General features: G+C 45.8%; 16 protein-coding genes. 7 read left to right on the top strand and 9 right to left on the bottom strand.

Going from position 1 to position 17,696, the window contains the following annotated elements:
* Positions 1-5: 5 nt before the first annotated feature.
* Entirely contained in the window at positions 6-1,991 is a 1,986-nt protein-coding gene (locus J7623_RS05620; RefSeq protein ID WP_291918232.1) for a PKD domain-containing protein, read from the bottom strand.
* Positions 1,992-2,099: 108 nt separating this feature from the next.
* Complete coding sequence (locus J7623_RS05615; protein ID WP_291918229.1) at positions 2,100-3,203, bottom strand: hypothetical protein; 1,104 nt, start codon at positions 3,201-3,203, stop codon at positions 2,100-2,102.
* A 151-nt stretch (positions 3,204-3,354) separates the two neighbouring features.
* Here J7623_RS05615 and J7623_RS05610 point away from each other — a divergent pair, with 151 nt between their 5' ends.
* Together J7623_RS05610 and J7623_RS05605 are read left to right on the top strand one after the other, a co-directional pair.
* A complete protein-coding gene (locus tag J7623_RS05610; protein WP_291918226.1) occupies positions 3,355-3,912 on the top strand; it encodes a sigma-70 family RNA polymerase sigma factor in 558 nt (185 codons plus the stop codon).
* Positions 3,913-3,915: 3 nt separating this feature from the next.
* Complete coding sequence (locus tag J7623_RS05605) at positions 3,916-4,650, top strand: hypothetical protein (protein ID WP_291918223.1); 735 nt, start codon at positions 3,916-3,918, stop codon at positions 4,648-4,650.
* A gap of 2 nt (positions 4,651-4,652) precedes the next feature.
* Here J7623_RS05605 and J7623_RS05600 read toward each other — a convergent pair whose 3' ends face one another.
* From J7623_RS05600 to J7623_RS05590, 3 genes are all read right to left on the bottom strand, one after another.
* Positions 4,653-5,117, bottom strand: a complete 465-nt coding sequence (locus J7623_RS05600; RefSeq protein WP_291918219.1) for a VOC family protein — start codon at positions 5,115-5,117, stop codon at positions 4,653-4,655.
* A 35-nt stretch (positions 5,118-5,152) separates the two neighbouring features.
* Positions 5,153-6,265, bottom strand: a complete 1,113-nt coding sequence (locus J7623_RS05595) for a hypothetical protein (RefSeq protein ID WP_291918216.1) — start codon at positions 6,263-6,265, stop codon at positions 5,153-5,155.
* A 177-nt stretch (positions 6,266-6,442) separates the two neighbouring features.
* Positions 6,443-6,967 (bottom strand): hypothetical protein, encoded by a 525-nt coding sequence (locus J7623_RS05590; protein WP_291918212.1) that lies wholly within the window; start codon positions 6,965-6,967, stop codon positions 6,443-6,445.
* A 75-nt stretch (positions 6,968-7,042) separates the two neighbouring features.
* Between J7623_RS05590 and J7623_RS05585 the strand changes: the two genes are divergently transcribed.
* Positions 7,043-8,746, top strand: coding sequence for a YgcG family protein (locus J7623_RS05585; RefSeq protein WP_291918209.1), 1,704 nt, complete (start codon positions 7,043-7,045; stop codon positions 8,744-8,746).
* A gap of 67 nt (positions 8,747-8,813) precedes the next feature.
* Here J7623_RS05585 and J7623_RS05580 read toward each other — a convergent pair whose 3' ends face one another.
* On the bottom strand, positions 8,814-9,659 hold the full coding sequence (locus tag J7623_RS05580) for a DUF6515 family protein (protein WP_291918206.1): 846 nt from the start codon (positions 9,657-9,659) through the stop codon (positions 8,814-8,816).
* Positions 9,660-9,792: 133 nt separating this feature from the next.
* Positions 9,793-10,746: an ADP-ribosylglycohydrolase family protein gene (locus tag J7623_RS05575; RefSeq protein ID WP_291918203.1), complete on the bottom strand. Its 954-nt coding sequence runs from the start codon at positions 10,744-10,746 to the stop codon at positions 9,793-9,795.
* A 1,607-nt stretch (positions 10,747-12,353) separates the two neighbouring features.
* Between J7623_RS05575 and J7623_RS05570 the strand changes: the two genes are divergently transcribed.
* Together J7623_RS05570 and J7623_RS05565 are read left to right on the top strand one after the other, a co-directional pair.
* The gene (locus tag J7623_RS05570; RefSeq protein ID WP_291918199.1) at positions 12,354-13,250 is read left to right on the top strand and encodes an aldo/keto reductase; all 897 of its coding nucleotides are present in this window, start codon (positions 12,354-12,356) and stop codon (positions 13,248-13,250) included.
* Positions 13,251-13,405: 155 nt separating this feature from the next.
* Positions 13,406-14,110: a DJ-1/PfpI family protein gene (locus J7623_RS05565; protein WP_291918195.1), complete on the top strand. Its 705-nt coding sequence runs from the start codon at positions 13,406-13,408 to the stop codon at positions 14,108-14,110.
* Here J7623_RS05565 and J7623_RS05560 read toward each other — a convergent pair.
* Both J7623_RS05560 and J7623_RS05555 read right to left on the bottom strand, forming a co-directional pair.
* Positions 14,058-15,089, bottom strand: coding sequence for a fatty acid desaturase (locus tag J7623_RS05560; protein ID WP_291918193.1), 1,032 nt, complete (start codon positions 15,087-15,089; stop codon positions 14,058-14,060). The genes J7623_RS05565 and J7623_RS05560 overlap by 53 nt on opposite strands.
* Before the next feature lie 45 nt (positions 15,090-15,134).
* Positions 15,135-16,016 carry a lysophospholipid acyltransferase family protein gene (locus tag J7623_RS05555; RefSeq protein WP_291918189.1) on the bottom strand — a complete coding sequence of 294 codons (882 nt, stop codon included), beginning with the start codon at positions 16,014-16,016 and terminating at the stop codon, positions 15,135-15,137.
* 153 nt (positions 16,017-16,169) lie between these two features.
* On the opposite strand from J7623_RS05555, the gene J7623_RS05550 reads away from it, so the two are divergent.
* Positions 16,170-17,003, top strand: a complete 834-nt coding sequence (locus tag J7623_RS05550; protein WP_291918186.1) for an N-acetylmuramoyl-L-alanine amidase — start codon at positions 16,170-16,172, stop codon at positions 17,001-17,003.
* A 178-nt stretch (positions 17,004-17,181) separates the two neighbouring features.
* Positions 17,182-17,568 (top strand): hypothetical protein, encoded by a 387-nt coding sequence (locus J7623_RS05545; protein WP_291918183.1) that lies wholly within the window; start codon positions 17,182-17,184, stop codon positions 17,566-17,568.
* Positions 17,569-17,696 lie beyond the last annotated feature (128 nt).

Below are 17,696 nucleotides of genomic sequence, written 5' to 3'. Positions count from 1 at the left end.
ATTAATTATAATTTGTAGATGGCATACAGGAAGAATCGATCTTTGGTGTCGCCACTTACCTGGTGGAGATAGCGGAAGCCAATAGCAGGACCGCTTTTTATTTTTCCCACCTGTATATCGGCAAATGGAGCGGCGTTTAAGTCGGCGAACCATTTGGGATTATCTTTTAGCGTACTACTGACTGTTTTGGCAAGTACGTTCGGCGTTTGTATATGCGCCAGATATACTTTCGCTTCAGTAGAAGTGCTGTTGTGAATATTGATTTGTGCCATAGCGCCTACCCCAATACCAATCCAGTTGTTGATATTGTACCGGAAATGAAGTGGAACCAGTTGCAGTGATTGACGCGAATGAGTGATAATGCTGTTCCGGCCGCCGATTAAATAAGTTTCCCCGCCAACCAGCGTATCGCGTTTTTCACGTGTAATGGGTGTTTCTGTGGTTTCTTTTTCCATAATACCGGCATAGGCTTCTACCTGGAAATACGGGCGGTCCGGCGCATAAGGAGCCAGTACAGCACCCAGCTGCAGCGGGCCTTTTAGCGTATAGTCTTTGCTGTTAGTTAAAATCGTATAACCTGCAACGATACCTGGTGAAATACCTTTGATAAACCTGGCGGTAGCGCGGTTGGTATAAATAGGTTCGTTTTTGTCGAATATGATAGCAGCCCTGCTGCTGAACGGAATCTTTTTAGGCTTCTTCTTAAATAAAATCGAGTAGCGTACAAAGCCTTTGGTAGAGTCTTCATCTGTAACACCTTCCTGCTGTAACCCCGGCAGATAAATATTCCGGAATACAAAGTATACACTGTCTTTCGTGCGCACGGTGTCAATACAGCTTTGTTGTGCATAGGCAGAGTCGCAGGAAATGCAGGCGGGACTGATTTCCTTTAGCTGTATGGTTTCGGTGTTCAACTGCCTGGGTATAGCAATACCTATCGCCACTCTTTTGGCGGGTCCGGGCCCGGTATTTTGAAATTGTATTTTATAGGTCAGTTCTTTTTTCTTCCCCATAAAACGATAGTTGATACGGTGCTTTTTTAATTGCAGCCGGTTAGGGTCGTGAGAGTTTACCACGGCCATTTCCAGGGCATATGATTCTGGTGCCATCAATGGGTTGTCGGGCACCAGCATGGCTGTCATGGTAACGGTGGCATTGGTATCCTGTACCATTTCCGGCAGGGTATGCATATTGAGGAACAGAAACTGTTCTGCGGCTTTGTCTATGTTGCTGTAATGCAATACAGTGTGATGACTATACGTTTCCTGCATCGCCTGTAGCATAGCCTTGGTGGCGGCGTTGCTGCCAGCCAGCGGAGGGGCGGCATAGGGACCTTTGGCAAAAGCGATGTCCGGTTGGGCGGGTGTTTCCAATTGTGCCAGCAAGGCATTGAGTGAGCTGCTGTCTTCTCCGTGATAGCTTCTTTTTTCAGCGAGGTTGAAAGCCGCGTGTCCAAACTCTTTTTCATTATAGAATAAAAGCAGGGTACCGCTGCCCACATCACCGCCAATATTGCGGTAGCCGATTAAAGCCATAAAGTCTTCTCCCGGCTTGGGATTGCGGTTGATCTTCATTTCTATGTTACCGCCACCATGAAAAAAATGAGAAGCCCAGGCGCTGTTTTTTACCGGCTTCCTGATTTTTATAGGCCGGGGTTTGGTAGGCGGTGCTTTCCCGTCATCATAGTTGTTAGTAGCGTATAGCCGTACCTGGTAGGTGCCAGTGTCTTTGTAATGCAGCTCCGGTGTTTTGTTGAAGCTGAAAGTGCCATCTCCCAGTTCCCAGAAGTAAGTGTAAAAAGAAGTGGGAGCTCCGGCTATTTGCCGCAGTGGGCGTAGCTGTGCTACCAGTTGCAGACTATCATCTGTACCCTGTATTATAATTCCGGCGGGAACAGTATCCAGTGGAAATGTGGGGGTAGCGGGCGTTTGCGCCATGCAAATGCTGCTAAGTAACAGTAATAGTGTCAGGACAGGGACGGCGTATCGCATATGTCATAAATATAAATAAAGATTATACAAAATGCGCAATAAGTCAACCGTGTTGATCGACTTATTGCGTTTCTTTTTTGGGAGTAAGTGTAAACGGATAACAGGCCGTTATTTGGCGTTCATACTTGTAATCAGTGTAAGCAAATCTGTAGCACTTACTGGTTGTAGGTTAAAGCTTACGGTTGTATAGTTGTCTCCTGCGGCGGGAGTGCCGATGGTCGTTGTTTTTTGCTCTGCATATAATTGTCCGCCTACAGCGCTGATGGCGAGGAAGGTACCTTCCAGTCCTACCGGGATAGAAGTCTGATAGCTATGGAAACCTTCTTTACCAGCTGGTGCGTTGAGGATCACGTTGTAGAATTTCACAATTGTATTAAAGTTTTTAGGTTTGAAAAACAACATGCTGGGTTGTTCACCTCCATAACTGGAGGAAGTTACGGGGTTGAAATTGTTAGTGAAATAAGCCATCACGGTGGTTTTCGGATTCGGCATGTTGGCGAGTCCATCGCAGTTAATCCAGCGGATCAGGCTATCCAGGCGGAAGTTCATGGTACCGTTTGTACTGTTGAATATCGCGTAGCTGCTTTGTACCTGGTTCCATAGCACTCCCTGTTGTACTCTTTGTTGAGACGTGATAGTAACCGGCTGATTAATATAATTGAAGCCATGTTGTGTAAAGGTAACAGTGGTGTCGCCGCTCCACATAGGCACTTCTTTCACGCCGTTGGCCACATTGTCGCGGGGTTTGGCAGGTACCTGTACGCGGATTCCCTTGCCGGTGTCATTCTTCGGTCGCAGGGAAAGATCCTGGTTGTTCTGTGCCGCTTTTACAAAGAACTCTCCAAAAGATACCAGCAACTGTCCATTCGATGTCATCGTAGGTTTGTCCGCCAGGATCATTTCGCTCACATTGGTCATCTCCTTGATACTGATATCTACGGGACCATATACCAGTCCGCCATTGGCCGTCATAAAAGCGTTGGCAGGAATATTATATTTGGTGCCTTTGCTGGTGGTAATGGTACCACCAGCGGCACCATCTATGGTGAAGTGCTCAAATTTCGGCGCGTTTTTGCTGAATAGTTCGGCCAGCATTTTTCCGTCGAGGCCTTTATCAGGCGCTACTTCATGGCTGTCATTTTTTCTACAGGAAGAAAACATCATAGTGGCTGCAGCCAGACAGGTAATTGTTTTTAAAGAGATAGGTTTCATAAAAATATTTTTTTGTTGAATAATTTTTTGCCTGTTTGATAGTAGATCAACCACCCTTTTATTTTGTTACCCCCCTTTTGATAATTTTTTTTTAGAAAGATGTATTTTTAGACATGGGATGTTCCTATCAACCAATGCAAATCAAGCGCAGATGAGTATTCACCCCGATCAGCGATATCTCGACGGCCTCTTAAGAAATGATACCTTATTAGTACAGGAGATCTACCAGCGCTTTGCCGGAAAAATCAAACACCATATTCTGCAGCACCAGGGTACGGAAGATGATGCGGCAGATATTTTCCAGGAAGCTATTATAGATGTATATAACCAGGCGAAGTATAAGCAACTGCAACTGACTTGCCCGTTTGAACCTTTCTTTTTATTGATCTGTAAACGGAAATGGCTCAACGAAATAAAAAAAAGAGGCCGGCAACCGGTAACAAAACGGCTGGATGATGTATATGAAGTAGGAGAAGATGTATTTGCTGCGGCAGAGCAGGTGTTAAAGAATGAAGCGCAGGCAGGCATGATATTGACCCAGTTCGAAAGACTGGGGGAGAAGTGCCGGGAAATACTCCGCTTGTCGCTCACAGGTGAGGCCCAGGAAAAAATTGCAGCAGCAATGGGAGTTACTTATGGCTATCTCCGGAAAAAAAAATCCGAGTGCATGGCTACGCTGTTATCATATATTCAGGCTCAGAAAATTTAAGGTATGGCTGCTTATAATCATGAAGATATTATCCGTTATGAAGACGGAGACATGCTGCCGGAAGAACGGCAGCAGTTTGAGCTGGCATTACAGCAGGATGCTACGCTGGCAGCAGCATTGGCACAGTACCGGGAGGTAAAAACTACCTTGTCTGCGCGGCTGCAGCCTGACCCACAGCTGGATGCACTGAAGCAAACCTTGCAGGAGCAACGCCCCGGGCATTTTGGCCGTACCGGCAAAGTGGTGTCGATAAAGAAATACCTGACGGCTGTTGGTGCAGTTGCAGCCATACTGGCGGGTGTATTGCTATTCCGCTTTTATACCAGGGATACCAACTACATGGAAACCTACGGTAATATTGAAATGCAGGTAGCCGTAGAACGGGGAAATAATGCAGACAGCCTGTTACAGTCTGCCGCCCTGTATTTTAACGAGAAGGACTATACGAAAGTGATCCCGTTGCTGGATACTTATCTCAAAACCGACAGCAGCAGCCAGATGGCACTTTACTACCGGGGGATAGCCGCCACGCATACCGGTCAAACTGCCAGTGGCCTGGAAGATCTGAAGAAAGTATTTGAAGGAGAATCGATTTTTAAATATGATGCCGCATTTTATATAGCGTTATACTACGCACAGCAGCAAAACAGGAAGGAAGCGCGGGTATGGCTGAAATTAATTCCGGCTGATGCAGCGGCAGCGGCCAAAGCCGCCGCCCTGGAAAAGGATTTGAAATAAATCTAGTATTTATCGTCGTTGATTTCCAGCCAGTAGCCGTCCGGATCACGCAGGTAGATCTGTTGTACGCCGTCTACTCTTTTGTTGATAGCGCCCACTTTACCTGGCCAGTCTTCAAATGCAACGTTATTGGCTTGTAATACTTTTATAAAGTCAGCCATAGAAGGCACGCTGAAGCAGAGGTGCGTATTTTTATCGTGGGTAGTAGCTTGTGTGGCCCCGGAAATAATATGTACCTGTGCATGGTCTCCCACTTTAAACCAGCTATGACGGCCATCTTTGAATGGTTCCGGCATAGATTCCAACCCAATAATATCGCGGTAGAAAATAGTACTGCGCTCCAGGTTCACCACGTACAGCGCCATGTGGTTCAACGAGGGATATCGCTTCGTTTGTCCGTTCATGTTAATAGAAATACCAACCAGTGCGAGGAAAAGCAGACATCCGGATAATACAAATTGTTTCATTACAACAAGATAATTATCCGGATCGACAAGTGCAACTAGTTAGCGGCTTTAAATGCTACAGATTCAATAATTACGTCCAGTTTCTTTAAGGCAGGCATGTCCGAGCGGATAGTTTTATCGCCGGTTACCTGGTCGTATTGTTTGGGATCGCCAGTATTGTTGGCTTTCAGCACAATAACAACGCCTTTGCCTTCCAGCGCGCCACCGTTCCAACTGGAAACCATGCCGCCGTTGGTCCATTCAAAAGCATTTATTTTAAAAGGACGGCCATTTACTTTGATGAGTTTATCCAGGGGATCGCCGGCTTTGATGCCATATGGTGATTTCCATTTGGAAGGATAATGGGAAAAGGTCAGGATATTTCCATTATCGCCGTCAAACTGTACTTCCAGCTCATTGTCTGTATCAGGATAGATCAGGTAAGCTTCTCCGTCTTTGTCGCCTGCCAGGTTAATAGCGTCGTGTTGGGTAACGTTGTTGGCGCCATACATTTCCAGCAATTGTTCTGGTTTACGTACCTGGAACAGGGGACGTACTTCCCAGTTGCGGGTATCTGCGGCCGGTGCTGCTGCGGCAGTGGCGGTAGTATTACCTGCTTCGGCAACACTATTGCTGGCGGCGGATTCGCTGGTGTTATCCACACTGGTATGTGCCGGTGCACTGGTTGCGGCCTGGTTGGCAGCAGCTACTTCTGCAATGGTGGCAGGTGGCTTTTTGCCGGTAACAGGGCCGGTATAGGTGGTCAGAAAATCTTTTTTATCGTCCATCAGGGCCTTTACATCTCCCTTAAATTTATTGGCAGTATAGGTGGCGATGGGAAACACGCTGTTGGTTTGCAGCTCCATACTACGCAGGTTGGCAATAAACCGCTGGCGGTTACAGTCGCTGTACTGGTACAGGTATTTCAGGGCTGCATCAAAAGCCGTAGGATCTTTTTTCAGATCAAAAACAGTAGAATCTATATCCAGACCGGCATTACCGCTGCGGGTGAGCTGTTCTGCAATGTAGCCGGTAATGGAATCATGGGGTAATTGGTAGTGGGCGGCTACCCGGTTGGAGAAGTCGTCTATCACGGTTTGGCTGAGTTTCGCCTGCGCGTTCAGCAATACCGGAACGAAGAGGGCAACCAGTATGGAAAACCTTTTCATGAGAGCTGTATTGATCATCTTTAAAACTAATAACAACGTTAAAGGGTTTGAGATCACTAATTTATGTAATCTTATCAACACCTTTACTATACTGCCCGGTTAGGACAGTAATTAGTAAAACGTAAGGACATGGAAATATAGTATTTTTTAGCCGCAGCCCGCATGAAAGAAATGAATTTATGGTTGAGTTGGCAGGCTGTCGCGGGTTTTCAGGAATGCCTCGTATTGCTTTTTGATCTCTACATACAGGTCATAATCAGAGGCGTCCTTTATAAATGAATAGGCAGGAGTATAGTATTGCATGAAAAGTTGGAGGCTGTCGCTGTCCAGCTTTGTTACTTTGTTAACCAGGGAGGGGGTATAGGTGCGGCTCACGAACATTTCCTGCTCTTTATTCAGTAGGAAGTGTTTAAGCGCGATTTTCTTATTATTCTTCTTAAACTGTGTCACCTTGTACAGGTTATTGATATTTAACGCCATCCCGGTATATACTTCATACCACTTAGGACGCCTGAAAGTGAGCTCCCGCCCGTATTCTTTCCGGAATGCCAACGAATCTTTAAAGAAATGATACTGGACGATATGTACTGTTTTGAGCTGTACCGGCGGTTTAACGGCCGTGTCTTTGGGCTTCTCCTGCGCCAGGCAGTGGGTAACCACAAAGCAGAATAGTAGTGTGAGGATGGCGAAAACGGGCTTCATCGTGGAATTAAAATACTCGTTTCTGTTTAAATGAAAAGTTAAATAAACATATCTTAGGGGCAGAATGTATCCCAAATGAAGCAACCACCATATTTTTTGAAGAGTGTATTGTTAGCATGGCTGTTTATATTTTTTGTTTCATGTGACCAGAGCAAACAACAGAAGTATACCGTAGCAGATGTGCCGGACCCCAAGAAAACGGGCGGCGGCTATGTCAGTAATCCGGACCATTTGATTACTGATGCAACAGTGAACGAATTAAATGCGAAACTCGCGTTACTGGATAATGCCGGTAAAGTGCAGGTGGGCGTGGTAGTATTGCGTAGCATCGGCAACAATGATACCCGCGATTTCGTTCATCAATTATTCAACTATTGGAAAATAGGAGATAAAGAGAAGAATAACGGCTTACTGATCCTGATGGTAGAAGATGCCCGTAAGCTGGAATTTGAGACGGGTAAAGGGATAGAAGCAGATATGCCCGACCTTATTTGTTTTCGTATCCAGCAGGAATATATGATTCCACGTATCAAGGAGCATAACTATGATGCCGCTTTTACAGATGGTATTCAATCAGTAGCATCTTTGTTTAACAACGGAAACTACGCCTACACGCAGTTACCAGACATGCCGGCGGCAGATGGTTCGTTAATGCCATCGGTAACTGGCCCGGTAGTGGATATTTCTCCTAACATGCCGGCCACTGATGACGCTGCGGCCGATAGTGCCGTTGCCAACGCCGATGCTGGCGACAGTGATAACGTGACCTATGCAGAGCCGCAACCTTATGCAGGTACTTATACCTCCTCCGGTGATCCTTCTTCATCTTCCGGTAATTCCTATTCCTACACCGGCGATTTTTCCTTTATTGGGATCGTTTTCTGGATCATTGTATCCGCGTTAATGATGTACATTTTCTTTGGTAAGAAGCGCAAAAATAGGGCAGTTGACGCGGAGCCTATCCTTGTATCGGAATACCAGAACGAATTTCTCCGCCCGGGATGGATAGGGCAGGTATTACTGCATCTGACAGCTTTTGGTATTATCTATTACGTGGCGCATCAGCGGCATACGGACGTAGGATTTATCAAAACCCTTGTAATTTACTACGTTACCTGGGTAGTGTTTATACACGTAGCGGCATTGATTATTTCCATGCGTGCAGCCATTATGCTGAGGGGGAAAGATCGTCATGAAAAGTGGTTGCAGCTGGCCGTACTGTACCGGGATTTCAGTCGCGCCAAATATCCTTTCCCGCTGCCTTTCCTCTGGTTATACGTGGCTTTGCTGCAGCGGCGCATGGCGCATTTACGCAATGATCCGTACGACTGCCACCACTGCCTGAAGCCTATGCATAAACTGGATGAAGAGGCAGACGATCAATTCCTGGATAAAAAGCAGGTGATCGAAGAAGGACTGCATTCGGTAGATTACGATGTATGGGGCTGTGATACCTGTGGTAATAAAACAATATTGAATTATACCAATATGCGTTCACAAGTGGCGCAATGCCCTTCCTGTGCGCATATAAGCTATCAGAAAGGGGCGGTGTTAACGAAAAAGTCCGCTACCTACACTTCCGAAGGCTGGGGAATTATTCCTTATACCTGTGCGGCCTGTGGGTTTAAACATGACTACCGGTTTACAATTGCCAAACTGGTAGAATCTTCTTCCTCCTCCTCCTCATCTTCTTCCTCCAGTAGTTTTTCCAGTTCTTCCTCGTCTTCAGATTGGGGAGGTGGATCATCCGGCGGTGGAGGAGCCAGCAGCAGCTGGTAACTGATATAAATGAAAAGAGCCGGTTGAAAAACCGGCTCTTTTGTTAAACTGAATAACAACTATCGTTTTAATTATCGGCATTCATTTTACCCACTACTTTATACCCTGCGATGGAATTATCGCTGTTTAAAACAGACTGATAATACATGCCGTCTGGTGATAAAAAGTATTGCTGACCGTTGATATTTACGGTGCGGCAATTATCCGGCAATTGTGAAATCATGCCATTATCTGTATTATTGCCGGCTTCATTATCCGGGGTGTTATTGTTACCCTGATCAGTAACTGTTACTGTTTTGTCGCCGATCTTACCATTTTTACCTACTACAATATAACGTCTGCCGTTATCTGTCATGGTTTCCTGGTAATAGGTACCGTTCAATTCATAATAGGTGTTTCCATCTACTGTTATTTCCTGTGCACCATCCGGTAAGTCTGGTACAGCCGCACCTATAGGCGCTTCTACCACTTTGTAGCCTCTGTTATCGCCGGTAGATTGATAGTAGGAACCTCCGTAATAGTACATCGGACCAAAGGCTGCTCCCAGGGAGAAATAACCAAAAGGCAAGGTGGATACATATATACCTAAACGGGGAAAGAACGGATTATAATACGGTCTGTAGTACCGGTAGTAAGGCCTTCCATAGAAACCGTGGCCATAGTAGTAACCCGGGCGGTAGCCGTGGTAATAGCCTCTGTTGATGGGCGCCGTCATTCTCGGGGATGAGATCCGTTGTGAAGAATAGACTCTTCCGCTGAAATGACCGCCTCCGCCGAAGTGACTGCCGCCTATGTGGGCGCCACCTCCGAAATGGCCACCGCCGCCACCATGCCGTTGTGCGTCAGCGCTGCTTACTGTAAATGTGCCCAGGAGGCCGATCAGCACAAACAGTATATAAAATCTGTTTTTCATTTTCTTAACATTAAGTTGTAATCCTCTTAACAAATCCACTATTTCCAGTCATCTATTGGACGGTAAAAGGGACGAAAAGTTTAACTGAACAACTATTATGTGCAAAAATGCGGCCGGTTTTAAACCCCTGTATTTACAGGGGACTGGTGGTATTAATGACGACTGCGAAACGGCTGGCTAATTGTTCGATTTCTGCACTTTTTGCCACCTGGTTAATCCATTCCGGGGAAATATTATTTATTCCGTAATGTAATCCGGCCACAGCGCCAGCTACGGCTGCGGTAGTATCCGTATCGCCGCCCAGGTTCACTGCGCGCAATACGCAGGAGGTATAATCGCTGGTGTTCAGCAGGCACCAGAGCGCGCTTTCCAGCGTATGCACTACATAACCGGAGCTATTTATCTGTTGTTCAGAAAAGCCGGCGATCTGCTGTTGTAAAATTCGCTCGTAATGTTTTAGTTCAGCAGTACTAAAGGATTGTTGGGCTACATAGGCATTTACGGATCGTTGCATCTGCAGGTAGGCTTCCTGCATATCTCCACCCAGCAGCAGTGTACGAACAAATTCCACATAAATAAAGCAACCTAGTACGGAGCGGAAATGTTGATGCGTGATACCAGATACTTCTTTAATCACCTGGTAACGCAAATGGATATCCGCTTCTTTCAGCAGGAAAAAAGCGATGGGTATCATGCGCATCAGGGAGCCGTTGCCGTTTTCAAATTCTTCAAACCCACCGCTCACCCGCGGAGAGGTCCCGGTGGCTACTCTTTGCAATGCCCGGCGGGTAGTATGCCCGATGTCGAACACTTCATTGTGTGCACCCCAATAGCCCTGTTGCGCCCAGCGGACAAAGGTTTGTGCCATATGGGAAATATCGTATCCGGTGAGCAGGCTTTCCGCTGTGCAAAACGTCAAGGAAGAGTCGTCTGAAAAGGTGCCCGGTGGCTGATTCCAGCAACCATAGCCGGTAAGAGTGAGGATAGGATTTTGGGAGAGATAGCTACGCGTTTTGAATTCCACTGGTACGCCCAGGGCATCGCCAATAGCTATACCATAAAAGGCCCCTGTTATTTGTGCTTGCATGGATGACGGTACTAACGTTAAAGTATGTATGAAATATGCTAATTGAATATACACCTCATTTATCAATTCTGATCAATTCACCAATTTTTATACGTTAATTTTTTGACTTACAGGCGTTTCTTTTTATTCAATAATTTTCTAGTCTGTTCATTCTCATTCATTCGGAAAATGGGGGTAAAAGGTGTTTTTTGTATGGTGTAGTGCCATACCTTTGCATTGTAACGATCGATATCGTTGAGAGATTATACCCTGAATGCTTTTTTTTAGTTTGTCTGCGCCAGATTGATAAACCTTTAAGTAACAGTTAACCCAACTGGAAAAACCTAAGATTAACCATATCATACAATGAAATGCTTAACCCTTCATTGTAGATAAAACTAAAATTGAAACCTAACTCATATGCAATCTTTTTTGTTCAACAGGAAATATCAGACCTGTACTTTTCTTGGTAATTATCATTATCATCTATTCCTTTTTGTATTGAATTAAACAAGGTATTGAATGTACTGGTGGTAGTGAATGTAGTGGTAAAAGCCTGCTCTGTATCTGCTTTAAAATCCGGACACCATCCGGGGTACCGGTACTTTGCCTGGAATAGAAAAATCATTACCTCTCATAAAAAATAACTACGCAGTCGTGTGCGGCATCAACGGAATTTTTCGGCAATCTGCCGGGGTGGGAGTGATATATCATCTATTCAGTCAGCAATTTTATCATTGTTTGTTACCTGCTTAGTTAACCATAACAGCTCATCACAAAGGGTGATAGTTTAAACGGGGGACTGTTTATCCAGACAGTCCGTTTTTTCCTGATAAAAAGGATGATCATAGTTATCGTCTTTGCAACAAGTACAACGGGACCACTTATTCAGGTAGTCCCCCCTGTTTGTAGTGAGCATAAGCCGGAAATGAATGATGACAGCGAATGATGATAAGCGCGAAAAGCGCAGATGACAGCGACAAATGAAGGGATTTACAAGGGAATTGGAGTGCAACATACACGATGGAAGCTTTAAGCACAGGACCGTTTGTCTAAGCGGTCCCCATATGAAACTTATCAATAGGCGGATACCTATCGGCTTATTGTACCTATAAAAATGTAGTAAACGCCATATGTTAAAACCCTCACAGTGTAAATAATGCAAGGTCATTTATGCTGCGATTGATTCGGAATCCAGGGACTGTTTATCCAGGCGGTCCCTTTATTTAAAAAACAGGCCGCTAAAACGGTCTTCTATATATAACGTGTTCTTTACAACGGGTATTTAGATTTGGGAAGGTAAGGGGCCATCTTTCCAGGTGGTTCCTTTATACACCTTACCAGGTCAGGAGTGATGAATATACAATGGATCGGACATACTAAAAAAAGGGGCTGTTTTTCCAGGCGGCCCTATTATTTCACAGACATGGTAATTGCTGCCAATAGTAGCGGTTAGTACAACGTGACTCAATGAGGTGGACGCAAATTTACAACAGGGGCTGTTTATCAAAGCAAACCCCTTTATTTTAATACCGGATTTATATGAAAAATGGAAGATTTGGCTATAACTTCGTTTAAACGGCCTTCCCTGGAAGCGCTCATCATGAACATTGTAAAACCCGGTTATCATGCAATATCGTTTCCTCGGAAAATCAGACCTGGCCATCAGTGAAATTGGATTTGGCTGTATGTCGCTCGGTAAAGACGATGCAGACACCACACGCCTGCTCCATCACGCTGTGGATCAGGGTATTAACTTCTTTGATACCGCCGACCTGTACGAGCACGGACAAAACGAAATTACCGTAGGCAAAGCATTACGGCAGAAAAGAGCCGACGTGATCATTGCCTCCAAAGTAGGAAATCAATGGAATGAAGATGGAAGCAGTTGGAGCTGGAACCCACGGAAAGAGTATATTTTAGCCACCGTTGAAGGCAGCCTGAAGCGACTGCAAACTGATTACATCGATTTGTACCAGTTGCATGGCGGTACCCTGGAAGATCCGATAGACGACAGTATTGCAGCTTTTGAACTGTTAAAACAACAGGGCAAAATCAGGCATTATGGGATCTCTTCTATCCGGCCGAATGTCATCCGGGAATACGTGAAACGCTCACACATCGTTAGTGTGATGATGCAATACAGCTTGCTGGATCGCCGCCCGGAAGAAACCTGTTTCCCGTTGCTGCAGGACAACCATATCGGCGTACTGGCAAGAGGAAGCGTAGCCAAAGGGTTGCTGGTAAATAAACCTGCAGCACCTTATCTCAACTATACAACGGAGGACGTAGCCGCCGCTGCTGCTGCCATCAGGGCACACAGTAATACCGCCCGTGATACGGCGCAAACGGCCCTGCGCTTCGTATTACAGCAACCAGTTGTCAGCAGCGCTGTAGTAGGGATACGCACCGTAGCGCAACTGGAAGATGCACTGCGTGCAGTGCAGGCGCCTGCACTGCTGCCGGAAGAAATAGCGGCATTGCAGCAAGCCGTACCTGCGAATACGTATGACCAGCACCGTTAGTGTAGCTGCCCGGGCAACACTTCGCAGCCGTACCAGTTGTATTTCGGCCATTATAGAAACCTTTCAGGACATTATCGCTTGCAGGAATAATAATTGTTCTGCTCTCTGTTTACAGCCCGCTGCATTATTATTGTAGGGCATTTAAAGCTCCATGTATGCAAAAATTAAAAGTAGGGATGTTACTATTCCCTGAGTTAACAATCCTCGATTTTACAGGCCCCTATGATGTATTTATCAAAGCGCCCTGTTTTGAAGTATTGATTATCGGCGCTACCAGGGCGCCCATTCGTGCGGAAGGAGGGTTAACCCTGCAACCGGATATTGCGATGGCGGATTGTCCACAGCTGGATATCATTTTTGTACCCGGTGGGAGGGGAATTAATGCGTTGCTGACAGATCAGCCGGTGCTGCAATTTCTGCGTGAACAGGCGGTGAAGGCAAAGTATATCACTTCCGTATGTACCGGTGCGCTGGTGCTGGCGGCTGCCGGATTACTGGATGGCTATAAGGCAACCACACACTGGCGTTCGCTGGAGCTACTGCGGATGTTTGGTGTGGAAACGATCGAAGAACGGGTGGTGCGCGACAGGAATCGCATCACCGGCGGCGGGGTAACCGCCGGTATTGATTTCGGGCTGCAGCTTACCGCCATCATAGGAGGTGAGGAGCTGGCAAAAGTAGTGCAACTGCAACTGGAATATAATCCCGAACCTCCATTCAGAGCGGGTTCTCCCAATACAGCCGGATTGCCCGTACTGCAAAAAGCAAAAGAAATTACCCAGCTGACACTGGAAACGAGAAAACGAATTATCCGGCAACTATTACAGGATCGGGCTTCGTCATCAATTGAGCTGACCTGATAGCGCGAACTTCCGCCAGGCTGATCATCCTGTCCTGTTCCGGATCCCAAACCTTCAACAGGAAGCAGGCGCGTATATCGCGCAGGCTCAGCGTAGTGGTTTTGGCATTTTGTAAGGCGGGTATCGCCTTCATTACTTCCGGCAAACGATAGAAAGGAATACGAGCATTAAGGTGATGAATATGATGATAGCCGATGTTACCGGTAAACCATGTCATTACCGGGTTCATGAGCATGTGGCTGGAAGATAGTAATGCGGCCTTATCATAGCACCATTCCTGGTTAACGTTGAAAGTTACACCCGGAAAATTATGCTGCGCATAAAAGAGGTACGCGCCTATTCCGCAGGCAATGGTAAACGGAATAAGGATAAAAAGCATCCAGCTTTGCCATCCCAGGAAATATATCACTGCAGCGCTGCCTCCAATGTGGATGATAAGCGCTAATAAGGAATCCAGGTGTTTACGCGGACTGCTCAAAAATGATTGTACACACATCCCGAGCATAAACATGGAGAGGTATCCTCCTGCAATAGTCAATGGGTGACGGCTGAACAAATAAGTGCGTCTTTCGGCTGGTGTAATGGATTCAAATTTTTTGCGGGTGATGATGGGATAAGATCCGATACTGGCGCTGAAAAGTTTGGAATTATGTTTATGATGATAGTCGTGCGAACGTTTCCAGATACTGGAAGGTGCCAATACGTAGATGCCAAAAGTGAGCATAATGGCTTCTGCTATCCTGGAATTATGCAGGATGGCGTGGTGCTGGTGATCATGATAAATTACAAACATCCTGACGATCAGCAATCCTGACAGGATGCTGGCCAGCAGTTGTAATGCCAGGTGTGGTAATAGCAGGGTACCGGTTAGTGATAAAACCAACAGTGATAATGTTGACAAGGTGCAGCGCCAGCTTTTGGCCCTGTCTTCGCGCGCATATGGCTTGGTAGCCAGGATCAGTTCTTTTCCTTCCAGCATACAGTTAGTTAGGTAAGCTTTTCTAAAGTTGTTCTTGATGTACGATTAAATAACGGCAGGACGTTTATGTTTCCACCGTTTATGTGACCACAGCCAGGTAGCTGGCTGTGAAACGATATCTTCTTCCAGTTTACGTGTATGCGCCGCCGTGATAGCCCCGTCTTTTTCTTCTGCGGGAGTGGCGGTGAGCAGTTCTGCGCTAACAGTATAATATCCTCTTTTTAAACGTTGTACGGTAACATATACTACCGGGTAGTTCATTTTCTGCGCTATTTTCTCCGTACCCTTGAACACAGGGGTGTCCTGGTGGAGGAAATTGAGCCATTGGGCTGTTTTAGGCTGTGGAGCCTGATCTGCGATGAAAGCCGTAGCATTTACTTCGCCACGGTTTTGCACCATATCGCGGAAGGTATCCTGCATGGCAATCAGTTTAGTGCCAAAGCGGGTACGCATGCGGTACATTAAACCATTGAAATGTTTGTTGGCCAGCGGATGGTAAATAACATACAACTGCTGACGGCACAGGATGCTGAAGGTATTGCCTGCCCATTCCCAGTTCCCTTTATGCCCCATCACGAGCACAACACTTTTTTTCTCCGCTTCCAGGCGGTTAAACAACTCCACTGTAGCCGGTGTGAAGCTGCAATGCTTTACCATAGCGGATTTGCTGATGGTGAGTGTTTTAAATGTTTCCAGGAAAAGATCGCACAGATAATGATAGAAATCTTTACAGATGCGGTTAATTTCCGCATCGCTCTTTTCCGGAAAGGAATTACGCAAGTTCTGGAGCACTACTTTTTTACGGTAGCCCAGCACATAAAACAACAGCACATATACTGCGTCAGACACCAGGTAAAGTACACGGAATGGCAATAGCGATAACGCGTAAATCAGCGGTAACAGTAAGTTGTAGGCAATAAACGACAATGTAGCACAGGTTTTTGATACTCCGAAAAGTATTATTGAAAACGTAAATATATATTTTAAAGAACACTTTTCATAGTATCCGTGAAAAAAACGACGGATCGGTTCATTTAGTATCTTTATCTGGTAGTCTTGTGTAAACTTTAACAGATACCGATGAAGACCATATCTCTTTTTATAAAATATAGTTGCCTGATAGCCGTAATTGGTGGCTTTGCATATTGCGCGCGTAACCCGTATGCCGGCACCAATAAGGTGTACCGGCAGCATGCGAAGTCCTATGCGAAAACGCTGCGGCAACAACCCGGAGAGCTGGCCGGCGCCAATGGCGTAGCTGCCCCATCCTGGGTAGGCACCATTAATTTCAATATGCGTAAACCTAATCTCGTTATCATTCATCATACAGCTCAGAATTCGTGTGAACAAACACTGAAAACGTTTACCATGGAGAAAACCCAGGTAAGCGCTCACTACGTTATATGCCGCAATGGTGCCATCCACCATATGCTCAATGACTATCTCCGGGCCTGGCACGGAGGCATCGCCAAATGGGGCAACCTGACCGATATTAACTCTTCTTCCATTGGTATAGAATTGGACAATAACGGACACGAACCCTTTGACTCTGCGCAAATCAGCAGCCTGCTTGTATTACTGGATACCCTGCAGCACCGCTATAATATTCCTGCTGCTAACTTCGTAGGCCATGGTGATATTGCTCCCGGTAGAAAAGTAGATCCAAGCGCATTCTTTCCCTGGCAACAATTGTCTGAAAAAGGTTTCGGCCTCTGGTATAAAGACACCAGCGCCACCGTAGTGCCTGAATCTTTTAACCCATTACTGGCCCTTCGTATTATCGGTTACGATGTAAAAGATTCGTCCGCCGCCATCATGGCCTTTAAACGCCATTTTATGCCAACGGATAGCCTGACGGGCCTGAGCGATGCAGGGAGAAAAATCCTCCTGAATCTGCAGCAGCAATATCAATGACCTGTTAGGAAGACACCCCATCTTACTTTTACCCCTACGATCCCCCGCATTTATTTTGTGGAGTGAGATAAATATGTTATTTTAATAATGAGTTAGTACCAGCAACCAAAATCTAAGAAAGCATCTTACGGACTTGTTATATACCTATTCTCCAACGTTCCCTTAATCTATACTTGTTATGAAACCTATTATTAAATTCCCGTTACTGCTGCTCGCAGCCAGTGCTGTTTTGCTATGTATCTCACGTCAACAGGCGAGCGCCTCCCATCAGACACCAGCCAGGAAAGATTCTACCTGCCTCGTGAAAACAGAGGTCAGCTACGATTTTGCAGAGAACATGCGAAAAAAAGTAAATGCTGTTATAGAAGACAAACTCGCCGGTGGCATTGAAGAAGGCGGAAAAATTACCTGGGAAAACTCTCCCGATGCACCCGAATATTACCAGGTGATTTTGCGCAAAACCAAAGTGTCTATTAAGTATAAAGGTACGGTATGCCAGGACAGACAAATCTGGCAAAACATCGAAGACTGTAAAGCAGAGCTGAAGAAATTGCTGAATCTATAGCGTATGGTCGCGATCTTTTGTCTTTGGCAGGATGATACTGATTTTTATTTTTTTGATTTTGTAAGATAAATAAAGCAGAGATATAAGCAGATATTATTCATTACTATCTTTCTTCTCTCCCTAAATCA

Source organism: Chitinophaga sp., assembly GCF_017745275.1.
In the GTDB taxonomy this organism is placed as follows: Bacteria; Bacteroidota; Bacteroidia; order Chitinophagales; family Chitinophagaceae; genus Chitinophaga.
This window is presented reverse-complemented; position numbering and strand designations above follow the sequence as displayed.